Origin of the sequence: Paenarthrobacter sp. AMU7 (assembly GCF_041200195.1) — a bacterium.
Taxonomy (GTDB): Bacteria; Actinomycetota; Actinomycetes; order Actinomycetales; family Micrococcaceae; genus Arthrobacter.
This window is the reverse complement of sequence record NZ_CP165735.1, coordinates 4,754,356-4,772,236: the sequence shown is the minus strand read 5'-3', so window position 1 is coordinate 4,772,236 and position 17,881 is coordinate 4,754,356. Positions and strand designations below refer to the sequence as shown.

General features: G+C 63.0%; 15 protein-coding genes. 9 read left to right on the top strand and 6 right to left on the bottom strand.

Annotated elements, in window-relative coordinates; genetic code table 11:
* Positions 1-96 precede the first annotated feature (96 nt).
* Positions 97-2,109 carry a murein biosynthesis integral membrane protein MurJ gene (gene murJ, locus ABQM86_RS22055; RefSeq protein ID WP_369745592.1) on the bottom strand — a complete coding sequence of 671 codons (2,013 nt, stop codon included), beginning with the start codon at positions 2,107-2,109 and terminating at the stop codon, positions 97-99.
* Positions 2,110-2,135: 26 nt separating this feature from the next.
* Positions 2,136-2,639 (bottom strand): NUDIX hydrolase, encoded by a 504-nt coding sequence (locus ABQM86_RS22050; RefSeq protein ID WP_026005276.1) that lies wholly within the window; start codon positions 2,637-2,639, stop codon positions 2,136-2,138.
* A gap of 196 nt (positions 2,640-2,835) precedes the next feature.
* On the opposite strand from ABQM86_RS22050, the gene ABQM86_RS22045 reads away from it, so the two are divergent.
* Together ABQM86_RS22045 and ABQM86_RS22040 are read left to right on the top strand one after the other, a co-directional pair.
* Positions 2,836-4,305, top strand: a complete 1,470-nt coding sequence (locus tag ABQM86_RS22045; RefSeq protein WP_207595575.1) for a CCA tRNA nucleotidyltransferase — start codon at positions 2,836-2,838, stop codon at positions 4,303-4,305.
* Positions 4,302-4,883, top strand: coding sequence for a histidine phosphatase family protein (locus ABQM86_RS22040; protein ID WP_089597061.1), 582 nt, complete (start codon positions 4,302-4,304; stop codon positions 4,881-4,883). Before ABQM86_RS22045 ends, ABQM86_RS22040 begins: the two co-directional genes overlap by 4 nt.
* Here the strand turns inward: ABQM86_RS22040 and ABQM86_RS22035 are convergent.
* Positions 4,880-5,140 (bottom strand): hypothetical protein, encoded by a 261-nt coding sequence (locus tag ABQM86_RS22035; protein ID WP_369745591.1) that lies wholly within the window; start codon positions 5,138-5,140, stop codon positions 4,880-4,882. The genes ABQM86_RS22040 and ABQM86_RS22035 overlap by 4 nt on opposite strands.
* 355 nt (positions 5,141-5,495) lie before the next feature.
* On the opposite strand from ABQM86_RS22035, the gene ABQM86_RS22030 reads away from it, so the two are divergent.
* From ABQM86_RS22030 to ABQM86_RS22020, 3 genes are all read left to right on the top strand, one after another.
* Positions 5,496-5,636, top strand: coding sequence for a hypothetical protein (locus tag ABQM86_RS22030; protein WP_181151794.1), 141 nt, complete (start codon positions 5,496-5,498; stop codon positions 5,634-5,636).
* Positions 5,637-5,808: 172 nt separating this feature from the next.
* Complete coding sequence (locus ABQM86_RS22025; protein ID WP_280625189.1) at positions 5,809-7,305, top strand: glycosyltransferase family 87 protein; 1,497 nt, start codon at positions 5,809-5,811, stop codon at positions 7,303-7,305.
* A 6-nt stretch (positions 7,306-7,311) separates the two neighbouring features.
* On the top strand, positions 7,312-8,757 hold the full coding sequence (locus ABQM86_RS22020) for a phytoene desaturase family protein (protein WP_369745590.1): 1,446 nt from the start codon (positions 7,312-7,314) through the stop codon (positions 8,755-8,757).
* Positions 8,758-8,763: 6 nt separating this feature from the next.
* On the opposite strand, the gene ABQM86_RS22015 is transcribed toward ABQM86_RS22020, so the two are convergent.
* Positions 8,764-9,369 (bottom strand): NAD(P)-dependent oxidoreductase, encoded by a 606-nt coding sequence (locus ABQM86_RS22015; protein WP_207595571.1) that lies wholly within the window; start codon positions 9,367-9,369, stop codon positions 8,764-8,766.
* A gap of 83 nt (positions 9,370-9,452) precedes the next feature.
* Between ABQM86_RS22015 and ABQM86_RS22010 the strand changes: the two genes are divergently transcribed.
* Positions 9,453-9,851: a helix-turn-helix domain-containing protein gene (locus ABQM86_RS22010; protein WP_207595570.1), complete on the top strand. Its 399-nt coding sequence runs from the start codon at positions 9,453-9,455 to the stop codon at positions 9,849-9,851.
* An 11-nt stretch (positions 9,852-9,862) separates the two neighbouring features.
* On the opposite strand, the gene ABQM86_RS22005 is transcribed toward ABQM86_RS22010, so the two are convergent.
* Both ABQM86_RS22005 and ABQM86_RS22000 read right to left on the bottom strand, forming a co-directional pair.
* Positions 9,863-10,564: an ABC transporter ATP-binding protein gene (locus tag ABQM86_RS22005; protein ID WP_207595569.1), complete on the bottom strand. Its 702-nt coding sequence runs from the start codon at positions 10,562-10,564 to the stop codon at positions 9,863-9,865.
* 24 nt (positions 10,565-10,588) lie between these two features.
* Positions 10,589-11,668: an ABC transporter permease gene (locus ABQM86_RS22000; RefSeq protein WP_369745589.1), complete on the bottom strand. Its 1,080-nt coding sequence runs from the start codon at positions 11,666-11,668 to the stop codon at positions 10,589-10,591.
* A gap of 195 nt (positions 11,669-11,863) precedes the next feature.
* On the opposite strand from ABQM86_RS22000, the gene ABQM86_RS21995 reads away from it, so the two are divergent.
* From ABQM86_RS21995 to ABQM86_RS21985, 3 genes are all read left to right on the top strand, one after another.
* Positions 11,864-13,144, top strand: a complete 1,281-nt coding sequence (locus tag ABQM86_RS21995) for a sensor histidine kinase (protein WP_369745588.1) — start codon at positions 11,864-11,866, stop codon at positions 13,142-13,144.
* Entirely contained in the window at positions 13,141-13,797 is a 657-nt protein-coding gene (locus ABQM86_RS21990) for a response regulator (protein WP_369745587.1), read from the top strand. The genes ABQM86_RS21995 and ABQM86_RS21990 overlap by 4 nt, the downstream gene beginning before the upstream one ends.
* 149 nt (positions 13,798-13,946) lie before the next feature.
* Positions 13,947-17,798: an NPCBM/NEW2 domain-containing protein gene (locus ABQM86_RS21985; RefSeq protein WP_369745586.1), complete on the top strand. Its 3,852-nt coding sequence runs from the start codon at positions 13,947-13,949 to the stop codon at positions 17,796-17,798.
* Positions 17,799-17,881 lie beyond the last annotated feature (83 nt).

Below are 17,881 nucleotides of genomic sequence, written 5' to 3'. Positions count from 1 at the left end.
CGGCCCGGCGAGCCGGTTCAACCGCTTTTGCAACTACCTGTATTCATTTTCTAGCCTAGCCGATTGATGCCCTGCGCCCACGTTGGCGCCACCGGCTCACTTCCGGTGGTTTCCGCGGGTTGGGAAGTAGGGATTGCGCCCGGCATCGCCTTGGTAGGTGCGTCGGCCTGGCAACGGCACCTGTGGGCGGAACCTGCTGCCCCGGGCTGTGCTCGGGGCGTCCTCTTCCGGAAGGTAGGTTTTGGGGGCGTCCGGAACGTCAGGGGTGGGCTGGGCAGCAATGCGTTCCACAGCTGGGCCTGCACGGTAGGACGCGGCGTCGAACTCTCCCGAGATGCGCGGAATCAAACCGGTATCGTCCGAAACAGTGGCGCGTGCCGCCGTCGTGGGTTCCGCAACGGCGCCGGTCACCGGCGCGGGGGCGCCGCGTCCGAAGCGTCCCATGAGCGGCCGCATGAGGTCGCGGAGTTCGGTGACATGGAAGACGCGGAGCAGGACCAGGTAGGCGAGCAGCATGACGGGCCCGACGACGGCCACCGTCACCAGGGCGGCCGGGCGGCTGCTCCACGCAAAACCGTCGGCACGGTAGCTGCCGAGCAGCCACAGGGCGCCGGCGCCCGCAAGCGCGGAACCGAGGCCGGCGTAGCCCATGCGGATGTACGAATTGGCGATGCGCGGGCCGTCGAGGTGCCCCAGCATCCGGCGCAGGAACATAACGCTGATCACCACGGACAGAATGTTGCCCAATGTGTACAGGATGGCGATCGCGTAAATGATCTGCCCGACAGGGAGGAACTGGATGAAGAACGCGCCCACCACGTAGATCACGGCCAGCCACAGCTGGACGTACAGGGGTGTGCGGGCGTCCTCATTGGCGTAGAAGACGCGGGACATCATGAAATTCGCGCTGAGGAACGGGGTGCTCAGGGCGAGGATGGTGAGTGTTTGGGCCAGCATGACACCGTCCTGCGGCTCGCCACCGGAGAAGAACATGCCCAGCGGACCAGCCAAGGCGAACAGCGCCAGGGCACCGAAAACCGTAGCAACGGCCATAGTGCGGAGGCCGTGGGAAAGGGCGTCGCGGAGTTCGGCTTTGTTGCCGTCCTGCGAAGCGCGTGTCATGCGGTTAAAGAGGACGGTGGCCAAGGACAAAGCGATGATCGAGTGCGGCAGCAGATACAGCTGGCTCGCGACTTCCAGGACGGCGTTACCGGGCAGGACAGCCGCGGCGGCCTTGTCCCCTGCATTGTCCAACCGAAGGCGCTCAGCACCGGGAATGGTGGCGATCCTCATGACGTAAAGGAAGGCCAACTGCCCGACGGCGGCCGTCGCCAGCGTCCAGACGCTCAGCTTGGCTGCCTGGCCCAGTCCAACGCCGCGCCAGCCGAAACGAGGCCGCAGGCCCAGGCGCAACCGGAAGACGGGAATGAGCAGGATAGCCGTCTGCGCGACTACGCCGAAAGTAGAGAAACCGGCAATCAGGAGCGTCTGGGTGGGCCCCCAATTGTCCAGAGTGTGGGGGTTATAAACGTTCTCGCCAAGGATCCAGATGAACATGCCCAAGCCGGCAATGGCCACCAGGTTATTAAGGATGGGGGCCCACATTGCGGGCCCGAATGCTCCATGGGCGTTCAGCACCTGGGTGAGGAGGGCGTAGAGCCCGTAGAAGAAGATCTGAGGCAGGCACCAGAACGCGAACGTGACTGCGAGGGCCTTTTGCTGCTCGGAGTAGCCCTGGGTGGTGAGGTCAATGACCAGCGGCGCCGCGAGGGTGACCAACGCCGTCAACGCCAAAAGGACCAGTACCGCCAGGGTCAGGAGGCGGCTGATGTAGTCCGCGCCGCGGTCCGGGGCCTTGCTGGCTTTGATGATTTGCGGAACCAGGACGGCATTGAAAACGCCGCCGGCAACCAACAGGAAGATCAGGTTGGGCAGGTTGTTGGCGTTGATAAAGGTGTCATTGACCGTGGAACCCAGGCCGAGTGCTGCGCCCAGCATCCATGTTTTGGCGAAGCCAAGGAACCGGGAAACCAGCGTCCCTGCAGCCATGATGGCGCTGGAACGGGCTTCTCCGGACTGAACGGACTGGGTGGTTTTGGCTTCAGACATCGCCTTTATCGTCCCACGTACCGGGCTCAGAGGTGTTCCGGCAGCACTTCCCGTGCCAGGTCGGCGATGCGGCGTTCGTTAGGGAAGGACAGTTTGCGTGCCAGTTCCTGGATGGGAACCCACGCAGCGTCCACGGCTTCCTGATCGGGATCATTCTCGATGGTCAGTTCGCCACCCGTTGCCCGGAGCAGGAAATGGTGCACTGTTTTGTGAACCCGGTGGCCGCTCACAGTGAACCAGTAGTCGATGCTGCCCAAGGGCGCCAGGATGCTGCCTTCGATGCCGGTTTCCTCGGCAATCTCACGGACAGCAGCTTCCTCATTGTTCTCGCGGCCTTCAGGGTGGCCCTTCGGCAGGCACCACTCCAGCCGGCCACCCCTATTAAGGCGGGCAATAATCGCAACCCGGAGTTCGCCATCGGACGTGTCTACTACAACACCGCCCGCTGACACTTCCTCCACAGTGGGAAGGGAGGCCTGGACCGGGTGCTGCTGGGCAGGCGCGACGTGCGCGCCGATTGCCGACGGCAACGGTGCGTTTGTCCTCCTGCCAGGAGCGCTCGGGATCGGGTTGGCCATGAGGTCCACTCTAACGACTCTTGCCCTCGAGTGATGACCGGGACATGGCCACAAGATGGACTGCAGGAGATGCTCCGCGGACACATGCCTGATTTCGCATGGAACAGTGGCCCAATGCCGAGCAAAAATCTGCCAAGCTTAAGGAACTATGGCGCACGTATTGGACAGCTCTTCAGTTAACTTCACCATCGATCCGGTGGTGCTCGACCTCGGGCAGCGCTTTGTCGATGCCGGCTTTGAGCTGTCCCTGGTGGGTGGACCTGTGCGCGACCTCTTCCTGGGGAGGACATCCCCGGACCTCGACTTCACCACCGATGCCACGCCGGACCAGACAATCGCCGTCATCAAGAAGTGGGCAGACAACTTCTGGGAAATCGGACGCGCCTTCGGCACCATCGGGATGAAGAAGAGCGGCTTCCAGATCGAGATCACCACCTACCGCGCGGAGGCTTACGACCCCGATTCACGCAAGCCGGTGGTGGCGTTCGGCAACTCCCTGACCGATGACCTGCTGCGGCGCGACTTCACCATCAATGCCATGGCACTGCGGTTGCCCAGCCTGGAACTCGTGGACCCGTTTGGCGGTGTCCGCGACCTCCACGCCTCCGAGCTCGCCACACCCGGTGCGCCCGAGGCATCCTTCTCCGACGATCCCCTGCGCATGATGCGTGCGGCACGTTTCGCGTCCCAGCTGGGCGTGTCGGTCCACGACGACGTCCGTCTGGCGATGTCACAAATGGCCGACCGTATCAAGATCATCTCCGCCGAGCGCGTCCGTGAAGAGCTGGTCAAGCTCATCAACGGAGCGCACCCGCGTGTAGGCATCGACCTCCTGGTGGACACAGGGCTCGCAGAGTTCGTGCTTCCGGAGGTGTCAGCCCTGAGGCTCGAAGCCGACGAACACCACCGCCATAAGGACGTGTACCAGCACTCCCTGCAGGTACTGGAGCAGGCCGCTGCCTTGGAAACGGGACCTGACGGTCCAGTGCCCGGCCCGGACTTCGTGCTGAGGTTCGCTGCGCTGATGCACGACGTCGGCAAGCCGGCGACGCGTCGTTTTGAACCGGGCGGTGCGGTCAGCTTCCGTCATCACGATGTTGTGGGGTCCAAGCTGACGGCGAAGAGAATGAAGGCACTGCGTTTTGACAACGAGTCGATCAAAGCAGTGTCCCGCCTGGTGGAACTCCACATGCGCTTCTACGGCTACGGCGACGCGGGCTGGAGCGATTCCGCGGTCCGCCGGTACGTGACCGACGCCGGTCCCCTGTTGGAGCGCCTGCACCGCCTCACACGTTCCGACGTCACCACGCGTAACCAGCGCAAGGCCGACCGCCTGTCCTTCGCCTACGATGACCTTGAGCAACGCATCACGACGCTCTTGGAGCAGGAGTCGCTGGCGGCTGTGCGGCCCGACCTTGATGGAGCGCAGATCATGGCACTCCTGGGGCTCAAGCCCGGTCCCGTGGTGGGGAGGGCCTACAAGTTCCTTCTCGAAGAACGTATGGAACACGGACCACTGTCCCCCGAGGAAGCCGAGCAGAAGCTTTTGGCTTGGTGGGAAGCGCAACCCGAGTCCGCCGTCGTCGAGCCTTTGACCGAAACTGAGGAGCCTTCATGAACGCTGCGACTTCCCCACGTCCGCAACTTTGGATCCTTCGCCACGGCGAGACGGAATGGTCCAAGAGCGGCCAGTACACCGGCCTGACGGACCTTCCCCTCACTGTTGAGGGTGAGCAGCAGGCTGTGGAGGCCCGCAAGGTCCTGGAGGGCATCGACTTCGACCTCGTCCTGACCTCGCCGCTGCGCCGTGCCCGTCGCACGGCGGAACTGGCCGGCTACCCGGAAGCCGTGCACGAGCCCCTTGCGGTCGAATGGAACTACGGCGACTACGAAGGCATCAGCTCCGACCTCATCCGCAAGGACAACCCGGACTACCTCATCTGGACCGATGGCGTGCCCAACGGTGAAACCCTGGACGAAGTAGCCGCCCGGGCAGACAAGATCATTGGACGCGTCCTGGAATCCGGAATGGACAATGTCCTGGTGGTGGCACACGGGCATTTCTCCAGGATCCTCACCGCGCGATGGCTGGAAATGGATGCCCGCGAAGGCCGGCACTTCATTCTCGGAACTGCAAAAGTCTGCACTCTCGGGTGGGATAAGCGGACGCCGGCAATTGTGCGTTGGGGCCTCTAGAACACGAATTTAGAAAACTTTTGGCGAATTAGCCATTTGTGCTGGTCAAATCCCCGGTTCATGGGGTAGCTTATATCTTGTTCCCAGAGCGACCCGCCGGGAACCAGGCGCGCATTCTCCGGTTCAGTCAGCCGGAACAATGCCACAGCAGGCTGGTTATCAGCCAGAAAAGGAGGTTGGGAAAAATGATTACTTTGACTAGCGGACGGAAGTTGACCGTCACTGCTACCCCGGCCTCCGCTGATGATCGACGCCATTTTTGCTCTCTGACCCACTCCTGAACAATCCGGACCGGCCCTGACGCCGGCGGAGTTTCGTGGTCGGCCACTCTCTGTGGTTGGCCTTCTGAGTAGTCAGTTGTAGGCGCGGACCCACGCAGCATGCCGCGGGTGCGCAGTTTCCCCAAAGTTCGGAACCAGCTTCTTGTTGGGTCGACTGCCGGAAGCACGCGCAATTGTGCACGACGATTCGGGTTTTCCTGATTCGGTCCGCTTTTATCCCCTTATTAGCCTCGGCTGTTTATGCCCTTTTCTTGCCATGAATTCATTGAGTTCATAAGGCTCTAATTGCTGTGCCTAAATTCCGATGATTTACCTTGGAAGGAGGTGAACCATGCGAAAACGCCCGGAAGACATGCGCTTCTTCAAGAGCACCAATGCTCCCAAGGACCGCACGCTGTTCAACGGCCAACTGCTGGACCAGCGCCGTGAAGACGTCTACGTTGTCCTGCACCAGATGGGACTCATCCGTTGATGCCCTGCAACCGCCACTAAGGAGTTCAGGTGCCACACCTTCATGCTGAACCTCAAGGAGCCCACGCGGCTACGCGTGGGCTCCCCCCTTTTAACGGCTTTAACGGCGCTGGTTCGGGATGATGTTGGCTGCGTGTGATGCTGCAGCCAAGGCGTGACTGTAAGCTCGATCCATGCAGGAGACGAAGCCGCACCGGCAGCAAAAACGTGCCCGCTTTGTGGTTCCCAGCCGCAGCGACTCCCTGCTTCGGAACTTCACGGAGCTCATTGGCGGGCCCTTGGGGAAGCACTCGTCTCCGGGACAGCTCTCCTCCGGGCCGTACACCGTTGAACGGGTCCTCATCGTCCTGACCGTGGTGGCCGCGATACTGGCAGTTCTCGCCAAGGAGTACTGCCGCGTTAATGGGTGGCAAACGCCCGGGCAGTTCTACGCCACCTGCTACTCCGACTTCCCTGAGCTCTTCAAGAACCGCGGCCTCGGCGATGGCATCTTCCCCTTCTTCACCCAGGGCAGCCTGTTCGAGTACCCCGTCCTCATGGGAATCATCGCCGGTATCACGGCGTTGATGGTCCCTGGCCAGGGGGTGGGCAGCGAACGCATCCTGGGCTATTTCGATATCAACGCGACATTGATCGTGGCCGTCTGGATGATCACCGTGCTGCTGACGGCACGAATCAACAAGCGTCGCCCGTGGGACGCCGCCATGGTAGCCGTCGCGCCCGGGATCATCCTTGCCGGCTTCATCAACTGGGATATGTGGGCCGTGGGGCTGCTGGCCCTGGGAATGTACTTCTTCTCACGGGACAAACTGTTGCTTGCCGGGGTGTTCATTGGACTGGGCACGGCCACCAAGCTTTACCCCGTCCTGATCCTTGGCGCTGTACTGGTCCTGGCACTGCGCAGCGGCAAGCTGCGGGCCTTCTTCGTCACCGCCGGTGCCGCCTTGGCTTCGTGGCTCGCAGTTAACCTGCCGATCGCCGCCATGAATCCCTCCGGCTGGCGCTACTTCTTTGAGTTCACCCAGGAACGCCCGGCCGGGTACAGCTCTCCGTGGTTTGCTTACAACCTGGTGGCCGACCGGGTCCAGTGGACGCAAATGAATGCGGCCACCATCAATTCGCTGGCGCTGTACCTGTTCATCCTGGCGTGTGCACTTATTGGGGCCCTGGCGTTGTGTGCGCCGCGGCGCCCCCGGATCGCCCAGCTCGTGTTCCTCATAGTTGCTGCGTTCATCCTCACCAACAAGGTGTACTCACCACAATTTGTCATCTGGCTCATCCCGCTCCTGGCTCTGGCCCGGCCGCGTTGGCGCGACTTCCTCATCTGGCAGGCAGCCGAGGGGCTGCATTGGGCTGCAATTTGGATGTACCTGGGCCAGGCGACCAGTGGCGGCTCCGTCCAGCACAACATCGATATGTCCTACTACGTGCTGGCAGTCGGCCTGCACATGACGGTGACCGCCTACCTTATGGCACGGGTGGTCATGGATATTTGGGATCCCGCACAGGACCCTTTGCGCATCCACGGTGAGGACGATCCCCATGGAGGGCCCTTTAACGGGGCCCCGGATTGGCTCCGGATAGACCTTTTCCGGCCGTCGCGGTCCTTGTTGCCGTGGAGCGCTGCCCACCGAGCCGTCGAATCCCAGCAGTCCAGCGAGCGGAGGTAACCGGCCATGGGTGATGTCGCCGTCGTCGGAGCCGGTCCCAACGGTCTGGCCGCCGCAGTGGTCATGGCGCGCGCCGGCCTGGATGTTCGCCTTTACGAGGCCGCGGAGGCAATCGGCGGTGGCTCGCGTACCAGTGAACTCCTGGAACCGGGCTACCTCTACGATGTCTGCTCCGCTGTCCATCCCATGGCCCTGGCGTCACCGTTCTTCCGCGCTTTCGAGCTTTCCCGGCGGATAGACCTACGGGTTCCGGAAGTCCAGCACGGCACTCCCCTGGACACAGGCGGCGCGGCGCTGGCGTACCAGTCGCTGGAACGGACGGTCCTGGAACTGGGCGTGGACGGTGCGGCGTACCGACGGCTTCTGGGGCCTCTGGTGGATCGTGTCAACGGAGTGGTGGACTTTACCTCCAACCAGCTGTTGCGTATGCCGAAGGACCCCTTGGCGGCTGCCCTGTTCGGGCTTGCCACCCTTGACCAGGGGACGCCACTCTGGAGCCGCCGTTTCCGGGAAGATGCGGCTCCTGCGCTGTTGACGGGAGTCATGTCGCACGCCCTCGGTTCGCAGCCGTCCCTCAGTTCCACCGGCGCCGGCCTCCTCCTCAGCGTGCTGGCCCACGCGGAAGGCTGGGCCATTCCCGTCGGAGGTTCGATGTCCATCGCGAGGGCCATGGCAGACGACCTGACGGACCACGGCGGGACAATCCACGTGGGTGAACGCGTGGACTCGCTGGATCAAGTCCGGCCCGCGAAGGCCATCCTGCTGGACGTCGCTCCGCCCACCTTGGCCAGGCTCGGCGGAACTGAAGTCCCCGACCGCTACCGGCGTGCACTTGAAACATTCCGATTCGGGAATGCGGCCTGCAAAGTGGATTTCATTCTGTCGGGACCCGTTCCTTGGCTGGATCCCGGATTGGCGAAGGCAGGAACCGTCCATGTGGGTGGTTCGCGGCTTGCCATGGCCGAATCCGAGAACCTGGTGGATCTGGGCAAGCATCCCACCGAGCCGTACGTCCTGGTGTCCCAGCCATCGGTAATAGACCCCACCCGGGCACCGGAGGGCCGCCAGGTTCTCTGGTCATACTGCCATGTGCCTGCCCATTCCACGGTGGACATGGCTGAGGCCGTGACGGCGCGGATTGAGAAGTACGCCCCCGGTTTCCGGGACGTCGTGGTCGCTTCACAAACCACGACGGCGGCGGAATTGGCTGCGTACAACGAGAACTATGTTGGGGGCGACTTCAGTGCCGGACTCCTGGACCTGCGCGGCTTGGTGCAGCGGCCCGTGGTGTCCAACGTGCCGTGGAGGACACCGATGCCGGGTGTATATCTGTGTTCGTCGTCCACACCGCCCGGGCCCGGTGTGACAGGAATGCCCGGGTACCACGCAGCGAAACATGCCCTCAAAGACATCTTTGGTGCGCGCGTACCCGGGCTGGGCCTGGGGCTTTAGCTTGGGTTAGTTGGCGGCCGTGAAACGGGCGCGCCGGTGGGCCGGGGTTTCGATCTCGTCCAGCATGGCTACGGCGTAGTCCTGTGAAGAGATGCTGTTGCCGGCAGGGGAATCCTTGGCCACGGTGTACTCGCCGGTGCGTTCGCCCGGCTGAATGACCGGAGCGGGGGCAAGGACGGTCCAGTCAACGGATTCCGGGGTCTGCTTGACGGCTTCGAGGGCCTTGGCTGCGGTGGTCGCCTCAGCTTTGTAGGCCTCCGGGAAGTCCGGGGAATCGAGCAGGCGGACACCATCGATTTCCAGGGTGCCGGCACCGCCGACGATCATGAGTCGCGTTCCTTCGGCGTTGCTGTAGGCGGTAGCCATGGCATCGAGCCATTCGCCATGGTCGCCGCCGGTGCGGCTGGGACCCGTAGCCAGCACGACGACGTCGTGCTCTTTTGCGATGGAGGCGAATGCCTGGCCGTCAGCCAGATCCGCCGCCTGGGCGGCGGCGCCGGGAACCTCTGCGCCCTTGCGGGATATGGCTGTCACCTCATGGCCGCGGGTGATGGACTCATTGACAATCTGGCTGCCGACCATGCCCGTTGCGCCGTAGACTGCGATTTTCATAGCTCTCCTTGGGGTTGGTATCCTTGCAATGACACGACGGTATCCACCGGATACTGATAGCTTCAAAGGAACTGGGTTACCTGATGGATACTAAAGACCTGGCCGGCAATGTCCTGGATCCCAACTGTCCGTCGCGGGTGGTTTTCCAGCGCATCGGCGATAAGTGGGCCTCATTGGTGATTCAAGTGCTTGGCGACGGGCCGGTCCGTTTTTCGGAACTGCGCAAAATGGTGAACGTCGTGACTCCAAAGGTCTTGACGCAAACCCTGCGCGCCTTGGAGCGCGACGGCCTCATTACGCGGACCGTCTACGCGCAGGTACCGCCTCGGGTTGACTACGAACTGACGGCCTTGGGCGAGTCCCTGCTGCCCCCGCTGACGATGTTGCGCCATTGGGCCGAGACCCATGTGCCCACCATCCTCGAAGCCCGCGACGCCTATGACGACGCCCAGGACGAGGCCCTCCTCCGTTCACCCAACTGATCAACTGCTACTTACTTGGGCTGCGCGGCGGGGACCAGTGCGGGGCTGATTCGCCCGTCGCGCATGGTGGCGACGGCGTCGGTGAGGGGCAGGAACTCCGTGTCGTGGGTGACCATGACAGTGGCCGTGGAGAACTCATCCGTCACCCGTCGCAGCAGCCGGACGATGGATTCGCTGCGCTCGTGATCCAATGCAGCAGTTGGTTCATCCACCAGCAGGACGGTGGGGTTGCCCATGAGCGCCCGGGCAATGTTCACCCGCTGACGCTGTCCCCCTGACAACTGATGGGGCCTTTTGTGTGCCGCTGTGGACAGGCCCACAACGTCCAGCAGCCCCTCGGCCGTGCGGCGGGCTTCTTTCAGCGGATTGCCCCGCAAGTGCTCGCGGATCAGCAATTGCTCGACGGCGGTCAGCGAGGGAAGCAGGTTTGGTTGCTGGAAGATGATGCCCACCTTGTCCCGGCGAAGCGCCGTGCGGTCGGCCTCCTTGAGGGCGGAGACGTCCTGCCCATCGATGACGACCAGCCCGGCGGTGGGTGTCACGAGAGTAGCGGCGACGGCGAGCAGCGAGGACTTGCCGGATCCTGAAGGACCTACCAAGGAGAGAAATTCACCCCTGCGAACGCTGAGGTTGACGGCGTCGAGTGCTTTGAGGGTTGAGCCGCCATCAGGGTATTCGAGGGAGACGTTGACGAGGTTCAATGCTGTAGTCACGATGTATGCCTTTCGGGGTATGTTTTAGTTGCCGCCGAGGGCAAGCAAAGGATCGACCTTGGTGACTTTGCGGACTGCGAGGACGGCACCGCCCAGGCCAAGGATGACGATTCCGGCAATGGGTACCAGCGTGGTCAAGGGAGTGATGAGGAACGGCGCGGCCTGGGCCGCGAGCAATCCGCCGGCAAGTCCCAACGAGCCGCCCACGGCTGCTCCGGCCAGCAGTACCAAAGCTGCCTGCGCCAACGCATCCCGCAACACGTAGCCTGAGGACGCACCCAGCGCCTTGAGCACGGCAATATCGCGGGTACGTTGCACGGTCCAGACGGTCAGGAATGCCACAATCACCAACGCGGAGATCCCATAGAGAAATGCCTGCATCAGCATGAGTGATCCGTTCTCACTCTTGTATGAGGCCAACGCCTGGAAGGACCCAACGGGATCCGCGCTCACTGTGCCGGCCGCCGCATTGGCGGCATCGATGTCCAAGGAGGTTCCGGCGTCGTGCGTTACCGCCAGGATTGTGGCAGTGCCTGGCGTCGCGTGTGCGACGGACCTCCAGGTTTCCAGCGTCGTCCAGACCACTCCAGTGTGTGAATACCACTGGTCCTCAACAACCGCCGAGACGGTGAGATCTTTTCCGCCAACCCGGACCCGGCTTCCGGCCTGCAGCGACAGGTCCTTTGCCAAGGATTCACCGATCACAACCGTTCCGTCCTCCACTGCTGAGGGAGCCACAGAGCCGCCGAAAACTGCGACGTTCGCCGTTCCGCTCGGTGTGCCGCCATCACCAAGTGACTGGAACCGCGTCTGGCTGATTCCCAGTGCCTGCACCGACGTAACGCCCGGCTGTTCCCGCCAAGCCTCGAGCTGCTGGCTGGAGACTTCCGACTCCGTATATGAGGCCTTGGGCTCACCTCCGGCAGGAGCGCCGAACACGATCTGCTGCACGGGCAGCGCGGCAATGGCCGACGTTGATTGGTTACCCAGGCCTGCCGTCAGCCCGGAAAGCATGACGAGCAGTAAGGTGATCAGCGCGACCACGCTGCCCATGAGCGCGAAGCGGCCCTTGGCGAAACGGATGTCGCGGATGGCGAGAAACATCGGATTCCTTCGGTTCTGTGCGGGCTTGGTCCCGGCACAATCAACCTTTCCCGCGATGCCTCGCGGAGACATCGGGAACCGGATGGATTCGTTCACGCCAAGGGGTTGAAAGGGCGATCATCCAAATGGTTGATTCAGCTGCGGGGACACGGAATCCGGCCCGGTTCGCACATCGCCGGGGATACGCTGGGAGGCATGCAGTCCACCGGCGCCGCCACCATCCTCCGCGTGCTGCGGGTGTGCCTGCACGTCGGCTTCGCGGTGCTGCTGCTGGTGGCGGTCGTACGTTTGCTGACAGGTGTAGGAGTTGCCGGGTCGCCTCCAACACCCGTGGCCATGGCAGCGGGTCTGGGACTCTCGGCACTACTGGCCGCGGTGTATCTGGCTGGCACAATCCTTGAGAAGCGCTACGCCAGCGATGCCTCCCGCTTCGACCCCACGCCGTATGCGCGGTGGTGGCTAGGCGCTGTGATGATCCTGTGGCTGCTGCTCCTTTTGGTCAGCGGTGACTTCGCCTGGGTAGCCTTTCCCCTGTTCTTCGTCCAACTCCACCTTCTCCCCCGGCGGCTGGCACTCCCGGCGATTGCGCTCAGCACCATCCTGCTGATCGGAGCATTGTGGTTCCATAGCCGGGGGTCGGTTGACGGTGGCCTGCAGCTGGCGATGGTTCTGGGGCCGGTGTTCGGGGCTGGCTTCGCCGTGGTTACCGGGCTGGCGTACCGTGCGTTGTTCCTGGAAGCCGAGAACCAGCGCACTGTTGCCGACGACCTTCGCCGTACACGCGCTGAACTCGCGCAAACCCAGCACGACGCCGGCATGCTTGCTGAACGTGAACGGCTGGCCCGCGAAATACACGACACCCTGGCCCAGGGATTTTCCAGCATCATCCTGATGGGCAGGTCCGCGGAGAAAGCCCTTGATGACGGGGATCCGCAGGCAGCCAAGGAACGGTTGAGGATTGTCCAGGACACAGCGTCCACCAACCTTGCCGAAGCACGGAGTTTTGTCCGCGGCCTGCGGTCGCCCGATCTGGAGCAGTCCGGCCTGGTGGACACCCTGCGCCGGCTCTGCGACAAGACCGAGACCGAGGCCGCTGCCCGGGGTACGGCGTTGCGCTGCCGCTTCGAGCTGGTGGGTACGCCTGTGGAGCTGCCCAACACCTACCAGACCACCCTGCTCCGGGCCGCCCAGGCTTCCCTCGCGAACGTGTGGGCACACGCCCACGCACGTGCCGCCGTCGTGACTCTGTCCTTTCTTGGCGCTGAGGTGACCTTGGACGTTTTCGACGACGGCAAAGGTTTCGAACCGTCGACGGCGGCCGGTACAGTGCGTGGCGACGGCACCGGCGTCGGGCTTCAAAGTTTGCGCGAGAGACTGGCCGCGCTGAACGGCAGACTGGAAATTGAGTCGGCGCCTGGCGAGGGGACTGTAGTGGCCGTTCGGGTGCCGCTTCCGGCAGACGAAGGTGTTTCATGAGTGACATCCGCATCCTCTTGGTGGACGACCATCCCGTGGTCAGGGCCGGCCTCCGCGCCATGCTGGCGGACTTCCCGGGAGTGACGGTGGTTGCGGAGGCATCCGACGGTGATGCTGCCCTGGTGGAACTCAGCAAGCTCAACACCCTCGGAGAGCCTGTGGACCTGGTGCTCATGGACCTGCAGATGGGCAGCGGCATGGATGGCGTGACGGCTACGGAGAAGATCAAGGCGGGTGAGGCCGGGAGTCCCCCGCCTCCCGTTCTGATTCTGACGACTTACGACACCGACGCGGACATCCTGGCCGCGGTGGAAGCCGGCGCCAGCGGTTACATGCTGAAGGATGCCCCGCCGGAGCAGATCCGGCAGGCCGTCCTGTCCGCGGCTGCCGGGCAGACCGCGCTGGCACCGGAGGTTGCGGCGCGGCTCATGGGGCGTATCCGGAACCCGTCGCCGGCGCTCAGCGGCAGGGAAGTCCAATTACTGGAACTGCTGGCGACCGGCATGAGCAACAGGGCTATGGCCAAGCAACTCTTCATTTCCGAGGCCACTGTGAAGACACATTTGGTGCACATCTACTCCAAGCTCGGGGTGGATAACCGCACGGCTGCCATCGCCGTTGCGACGCAGCGCAGGATCATCCGCGGGCACTGAGTCCCGCCGCTCTGCCGGGCCCTCCCTGACCTGGTTGGGTGGGCAATTTTGGTGAAACGGTTGACCTTTGGGCTTTTTGCAGTGACGATTAGTGCACGTTTCGCTATGAGTTAGATCACAAAAAGTCACTCGTCGAAAGTTGGCCCCACATGTCCGCACCCTCCTTGGGTCTGTCCGGAGCTGTCCCCAACAGCTCCGGACGCACCACCAAAGGTTCGCTAACCAGGAAGGCCGCTGCACTCGGCCTCGCATCGTTACTCCTCGCGGGAGCCATTCCCGCACTGTCCTTCGCCACTGCTGCCAATGCCGCTCCCGGCGATCCCGCTGCCATCAAATCCGTCACTCCCGAAGTACCAGTCGACGCCGCCGGAGTACCTCTCGGCGCGGTGACGGGCTTTACCCAAGCCGGCAACGTCGTAGACCTTTCCACCGAGAAGGGCGCCATTCGCGTCACGTTCCTGGACGACGGCAACTTCCGCTTGGAAGCTGACCCCAGTGGGACGTTCACGGACCCTGCCAACACGGACCAAGGCGACCCGGCCAGGACCGCCAACATCGTGGTGGGCAAAGACAAGTTCCCAGGCGTCACGCCTGCTGTCACTGACGGTGATTGGCTGGTCCTGAAGACCGCAAAGATCAGCGTCGGGATCAACAAAGCCACCACCCAACTCCGCGTTGTCCGGGCTGACGGCTCACTGGTCCTTGAAGAATCCGCACCCATCACCTTCGGCTCCAACTCCGCCACCCAGCACCTCGCCCAGCAGGATGGGGAGCAGTTCATCGGTGGCGGTATGCAGAACGGCCGTTCCGTGCACACCGGCGCCCTGATCAACATCGCCAAGAACTTCGACTGGGACGACGACGGCTACCCCAACGCCGTGCCGTACTACATGTCCTCCAACGGCTATGGCGTCCTGCGTGACACCTTTGCCCGCGGCTCCTACAACTTCGGCGGCCAGCCCACCACCACGCATGAGGAAAGGCGATTTGACGCCTACTACTTCGTGGGCGACTACAAGCAGTCGTTGGGTGCGTACACCACGCTGACCGGCAAGCCGATGATGCCTCCGGTCTACGCTCTGGAATACGGCGATGCTGACTGCTACAACCGGTCCAATCCCGGCTATTCCTCCTCTGGCTACGGCGATCCCGACGGCGCCAAGCAGCGCACCCCGGACGCCATCAAGACTGCGCGGAAGTTCGTTGAGAACGACATGCCCGCCGGCTGGATGCTGGTCAACGACGGCTACGGCTGCGAGTACCAGCAGCTCCCGGAAACCGTCAGCAACATCGAGGAAGAAACAGATCTCAAAGTTGGCCTGTGGACCCAGCGTTCCCTGACCAACCAGGAATACGAAGTGGGCGAAGCCGGGGTTCGGCTCCGGAAGCTCGATGTCGCCTGGGTGGGCCAAGGCTACCGCCAAGCGCTCACCGGGTGCGAAGCTGCGCATGGCGGAATCGAGCAGTACTCCAACGCCCGCGGCACCTCGCTGATGGTTGAGGGCTGGGCCGGCTCCCAGCGTTGCGGCATGCAGTGGACGGGTGACCATTCAGGAAACCTCGACGCCGTCCGCTGGCAGGTCTCCGCCCTCACCGGCGCCGGCAACTCGGGTCTGGCGTTCACCACGGGCGACGTTGACGGCATCTTTGGCGGATCCGCAGAGTCCTATGTGCGTGACCTTCAGTGGAAGGCTTTTGCCCCCGCGCTCTATTCCATGTCCGGCTGGGCCGCTACGGACAAGCGTCCATGGCTCTACGGCGACGAGGCCACGGCCATCAACCGCCAGTACCTGCAGCTCCGCCAGCAGTTGATGCCCTTCATCTACACGCTGGCCCAGGAATCCTCCACCACCGGCGTTTCGATGATGCGCTCCATGGCCCTCGAGTTCCCTGACCAGCAGTGGTCCTACGGAGCCGAGGCCAACAACCAGTTCATGCTCGGCTCCGATTTCCTGGTGGCTCCGGTCTTTACCCAGACCGATGTCCGCAACGGAATCTTCCTTCCCGAAGGCCAGCAGTGGGTGGATTATTGGACGGGCAAGCTCTACCAGGGCGGCCAGATCCTCAACGGCTACAACGCGCCGCTGGATAGGCTTCCGGTCTTCGTTCGTGCAGGAGCGGTGATCCCGCAAGGCATCGTGGCCCGTAATGCATCCTTGGTTCCCGAAGATTCCATGATCACTTTGGATGTCTACGCCAAGGGCCAGGACACGTTTACCCTCTACGAAGACGACAAGGTCACCCGCGAATTCAAGGATGGGAAATCCTCCAGCCAGGTCTTCACCGTGGACGCTCCGGGTACGGGCAACAGCAGCGTGAAGGTCTCCATCGGAGAGCGGAAGGGAGACTACACCGGCAAGGCAGCGGCCCGCCCGTACGAGCTCAAGGTCCACGCGGGCGCAGCACCCAAGGATGTGAAGATCGGCGGCACCAAGCTTGCCCAACACTCCACCCAGGCCGCCTATGCTGCAGCAACCACAGGCTGGTACTTCGATGAAGCCAACAACGGCATCATCTGGGTAAAGACGGGCTCACTTGCCTCCAACCAGTCGGCCACCGTGCAACTCCAGCAGGCCGGACCATTGGGCGGCAAGAGCCAGGAAGACAGTGCCGCTGAGGTCCGGGTGACCACCGGCGAACAGGTCTTCCAGGATCAGGAAACCACTGTCACGGCGGCGTTCGTGAACACCGGAACCAAGGCCAAGACCAATGTGGTCCTGACGCCGGTGCTCCCGGAAGGTTGGACCGTGGTCTCTTCCTCCGGTGCCACTGCCGCCAAGGTCGAAGGTGGCGCGACAACCACGGCAACGTTCGTCATCAAACCCGGCTCCAGCGCCAAGGCGGGCCAACAGACCGTGCGGGTGTCGGCGTCGTACGCTGCTTCTGACTCCAGCACGCAAACGGTGACGGGCGGCAACCAAATCTACGTCGCGTACGGATCGCTTGCCGCCGCGTACAACACCGTTTCGGTCACCACCGTTGCGGGCAAGGCGCTCGGAAACTTCGACGGCGGCGGGGCCACCTTCGCTGCCGAGCAGCTGGCGGCCGCGACGGTTCCTGCGGGTGGCGTCCGTCCGGGGAGCACAGTAACGGTGGATGCCGGAAAGCCGACGCAGGTCGACTACACCTGGCCCGCAGTCGGACCGGACGTCCCCAACTCGGTGGCGCTGTCCGCACAGACGATCGCCGTCAAGGGCAAGGGAACGCACTTGGCCGTCCTCGGATCCGCCGCGGTGGGCAACGGCACCAGCCCAACTCTGACCCTGAAATATGCCGATGGGAGCATGGAAAAGCAATCCATCTTCTTCCCCAACTGGCTGCAGCCGTCGGTCCTCAACGGGGCTGTCCTGGCAGTGTCCGAACAGGGTCGCAACAACGCCAACGGTCCCTCGCCGGAGTACACGCAGTACAAGTATCAGGCGTTCTCCAATACCGTCCGCTTGAACCCCACCAAAGAGCTGGCATCTGTCACGTTGCCGACAGACACCCGGGTGAAGTTCTTCGACTGGAAGGTGACCACACAGCCCTTGCCGGCTGTTCCGGTGGGCTCCGTTTACGCCTCCGAAACCCCGTGGGTGCAGGCCTTGAACGGTTACGGCGTGATCGGCAAGAACGTGGCCAACAAGGACTCGGCATCCTCCCCGGACAAGCCGCTGGCCATCAACTACACCGACCCCGCAACCGGGCAGCAGCCCGTGTTCACCAAGGGTCTTGGGGTCCACGCTGCCTCGAAGATCACGTATTACCTTGGCGGCAAGTGCACCTCGTTTACCTCGCAGGTGGGGCTCGAGAGCGGCTTCGGTGGCAACATCATCTTCAAGGTCAATGCCGACGGCGTGAACAAGTACCAGTCGCGCACCTACACTCCCGGATTCGCTCCGGAATCGGTGTCTGTTGACCTTACAGGAGTGGCGTACGTGGAACTCGTGGTGGACCCGTCCGGCTCCGTCAACGGTGCGCACGGTGTCTGGGGTGATGCCAAGTTCACCTGTGCTCCGTAGTTGGATGTTCCAGGCAGCCGTCGCTTGCCGCTCTTTCCAGGGCTGGCAGGCGGCGGCTGTCCGCTTCCCGGGCACAACAAGAA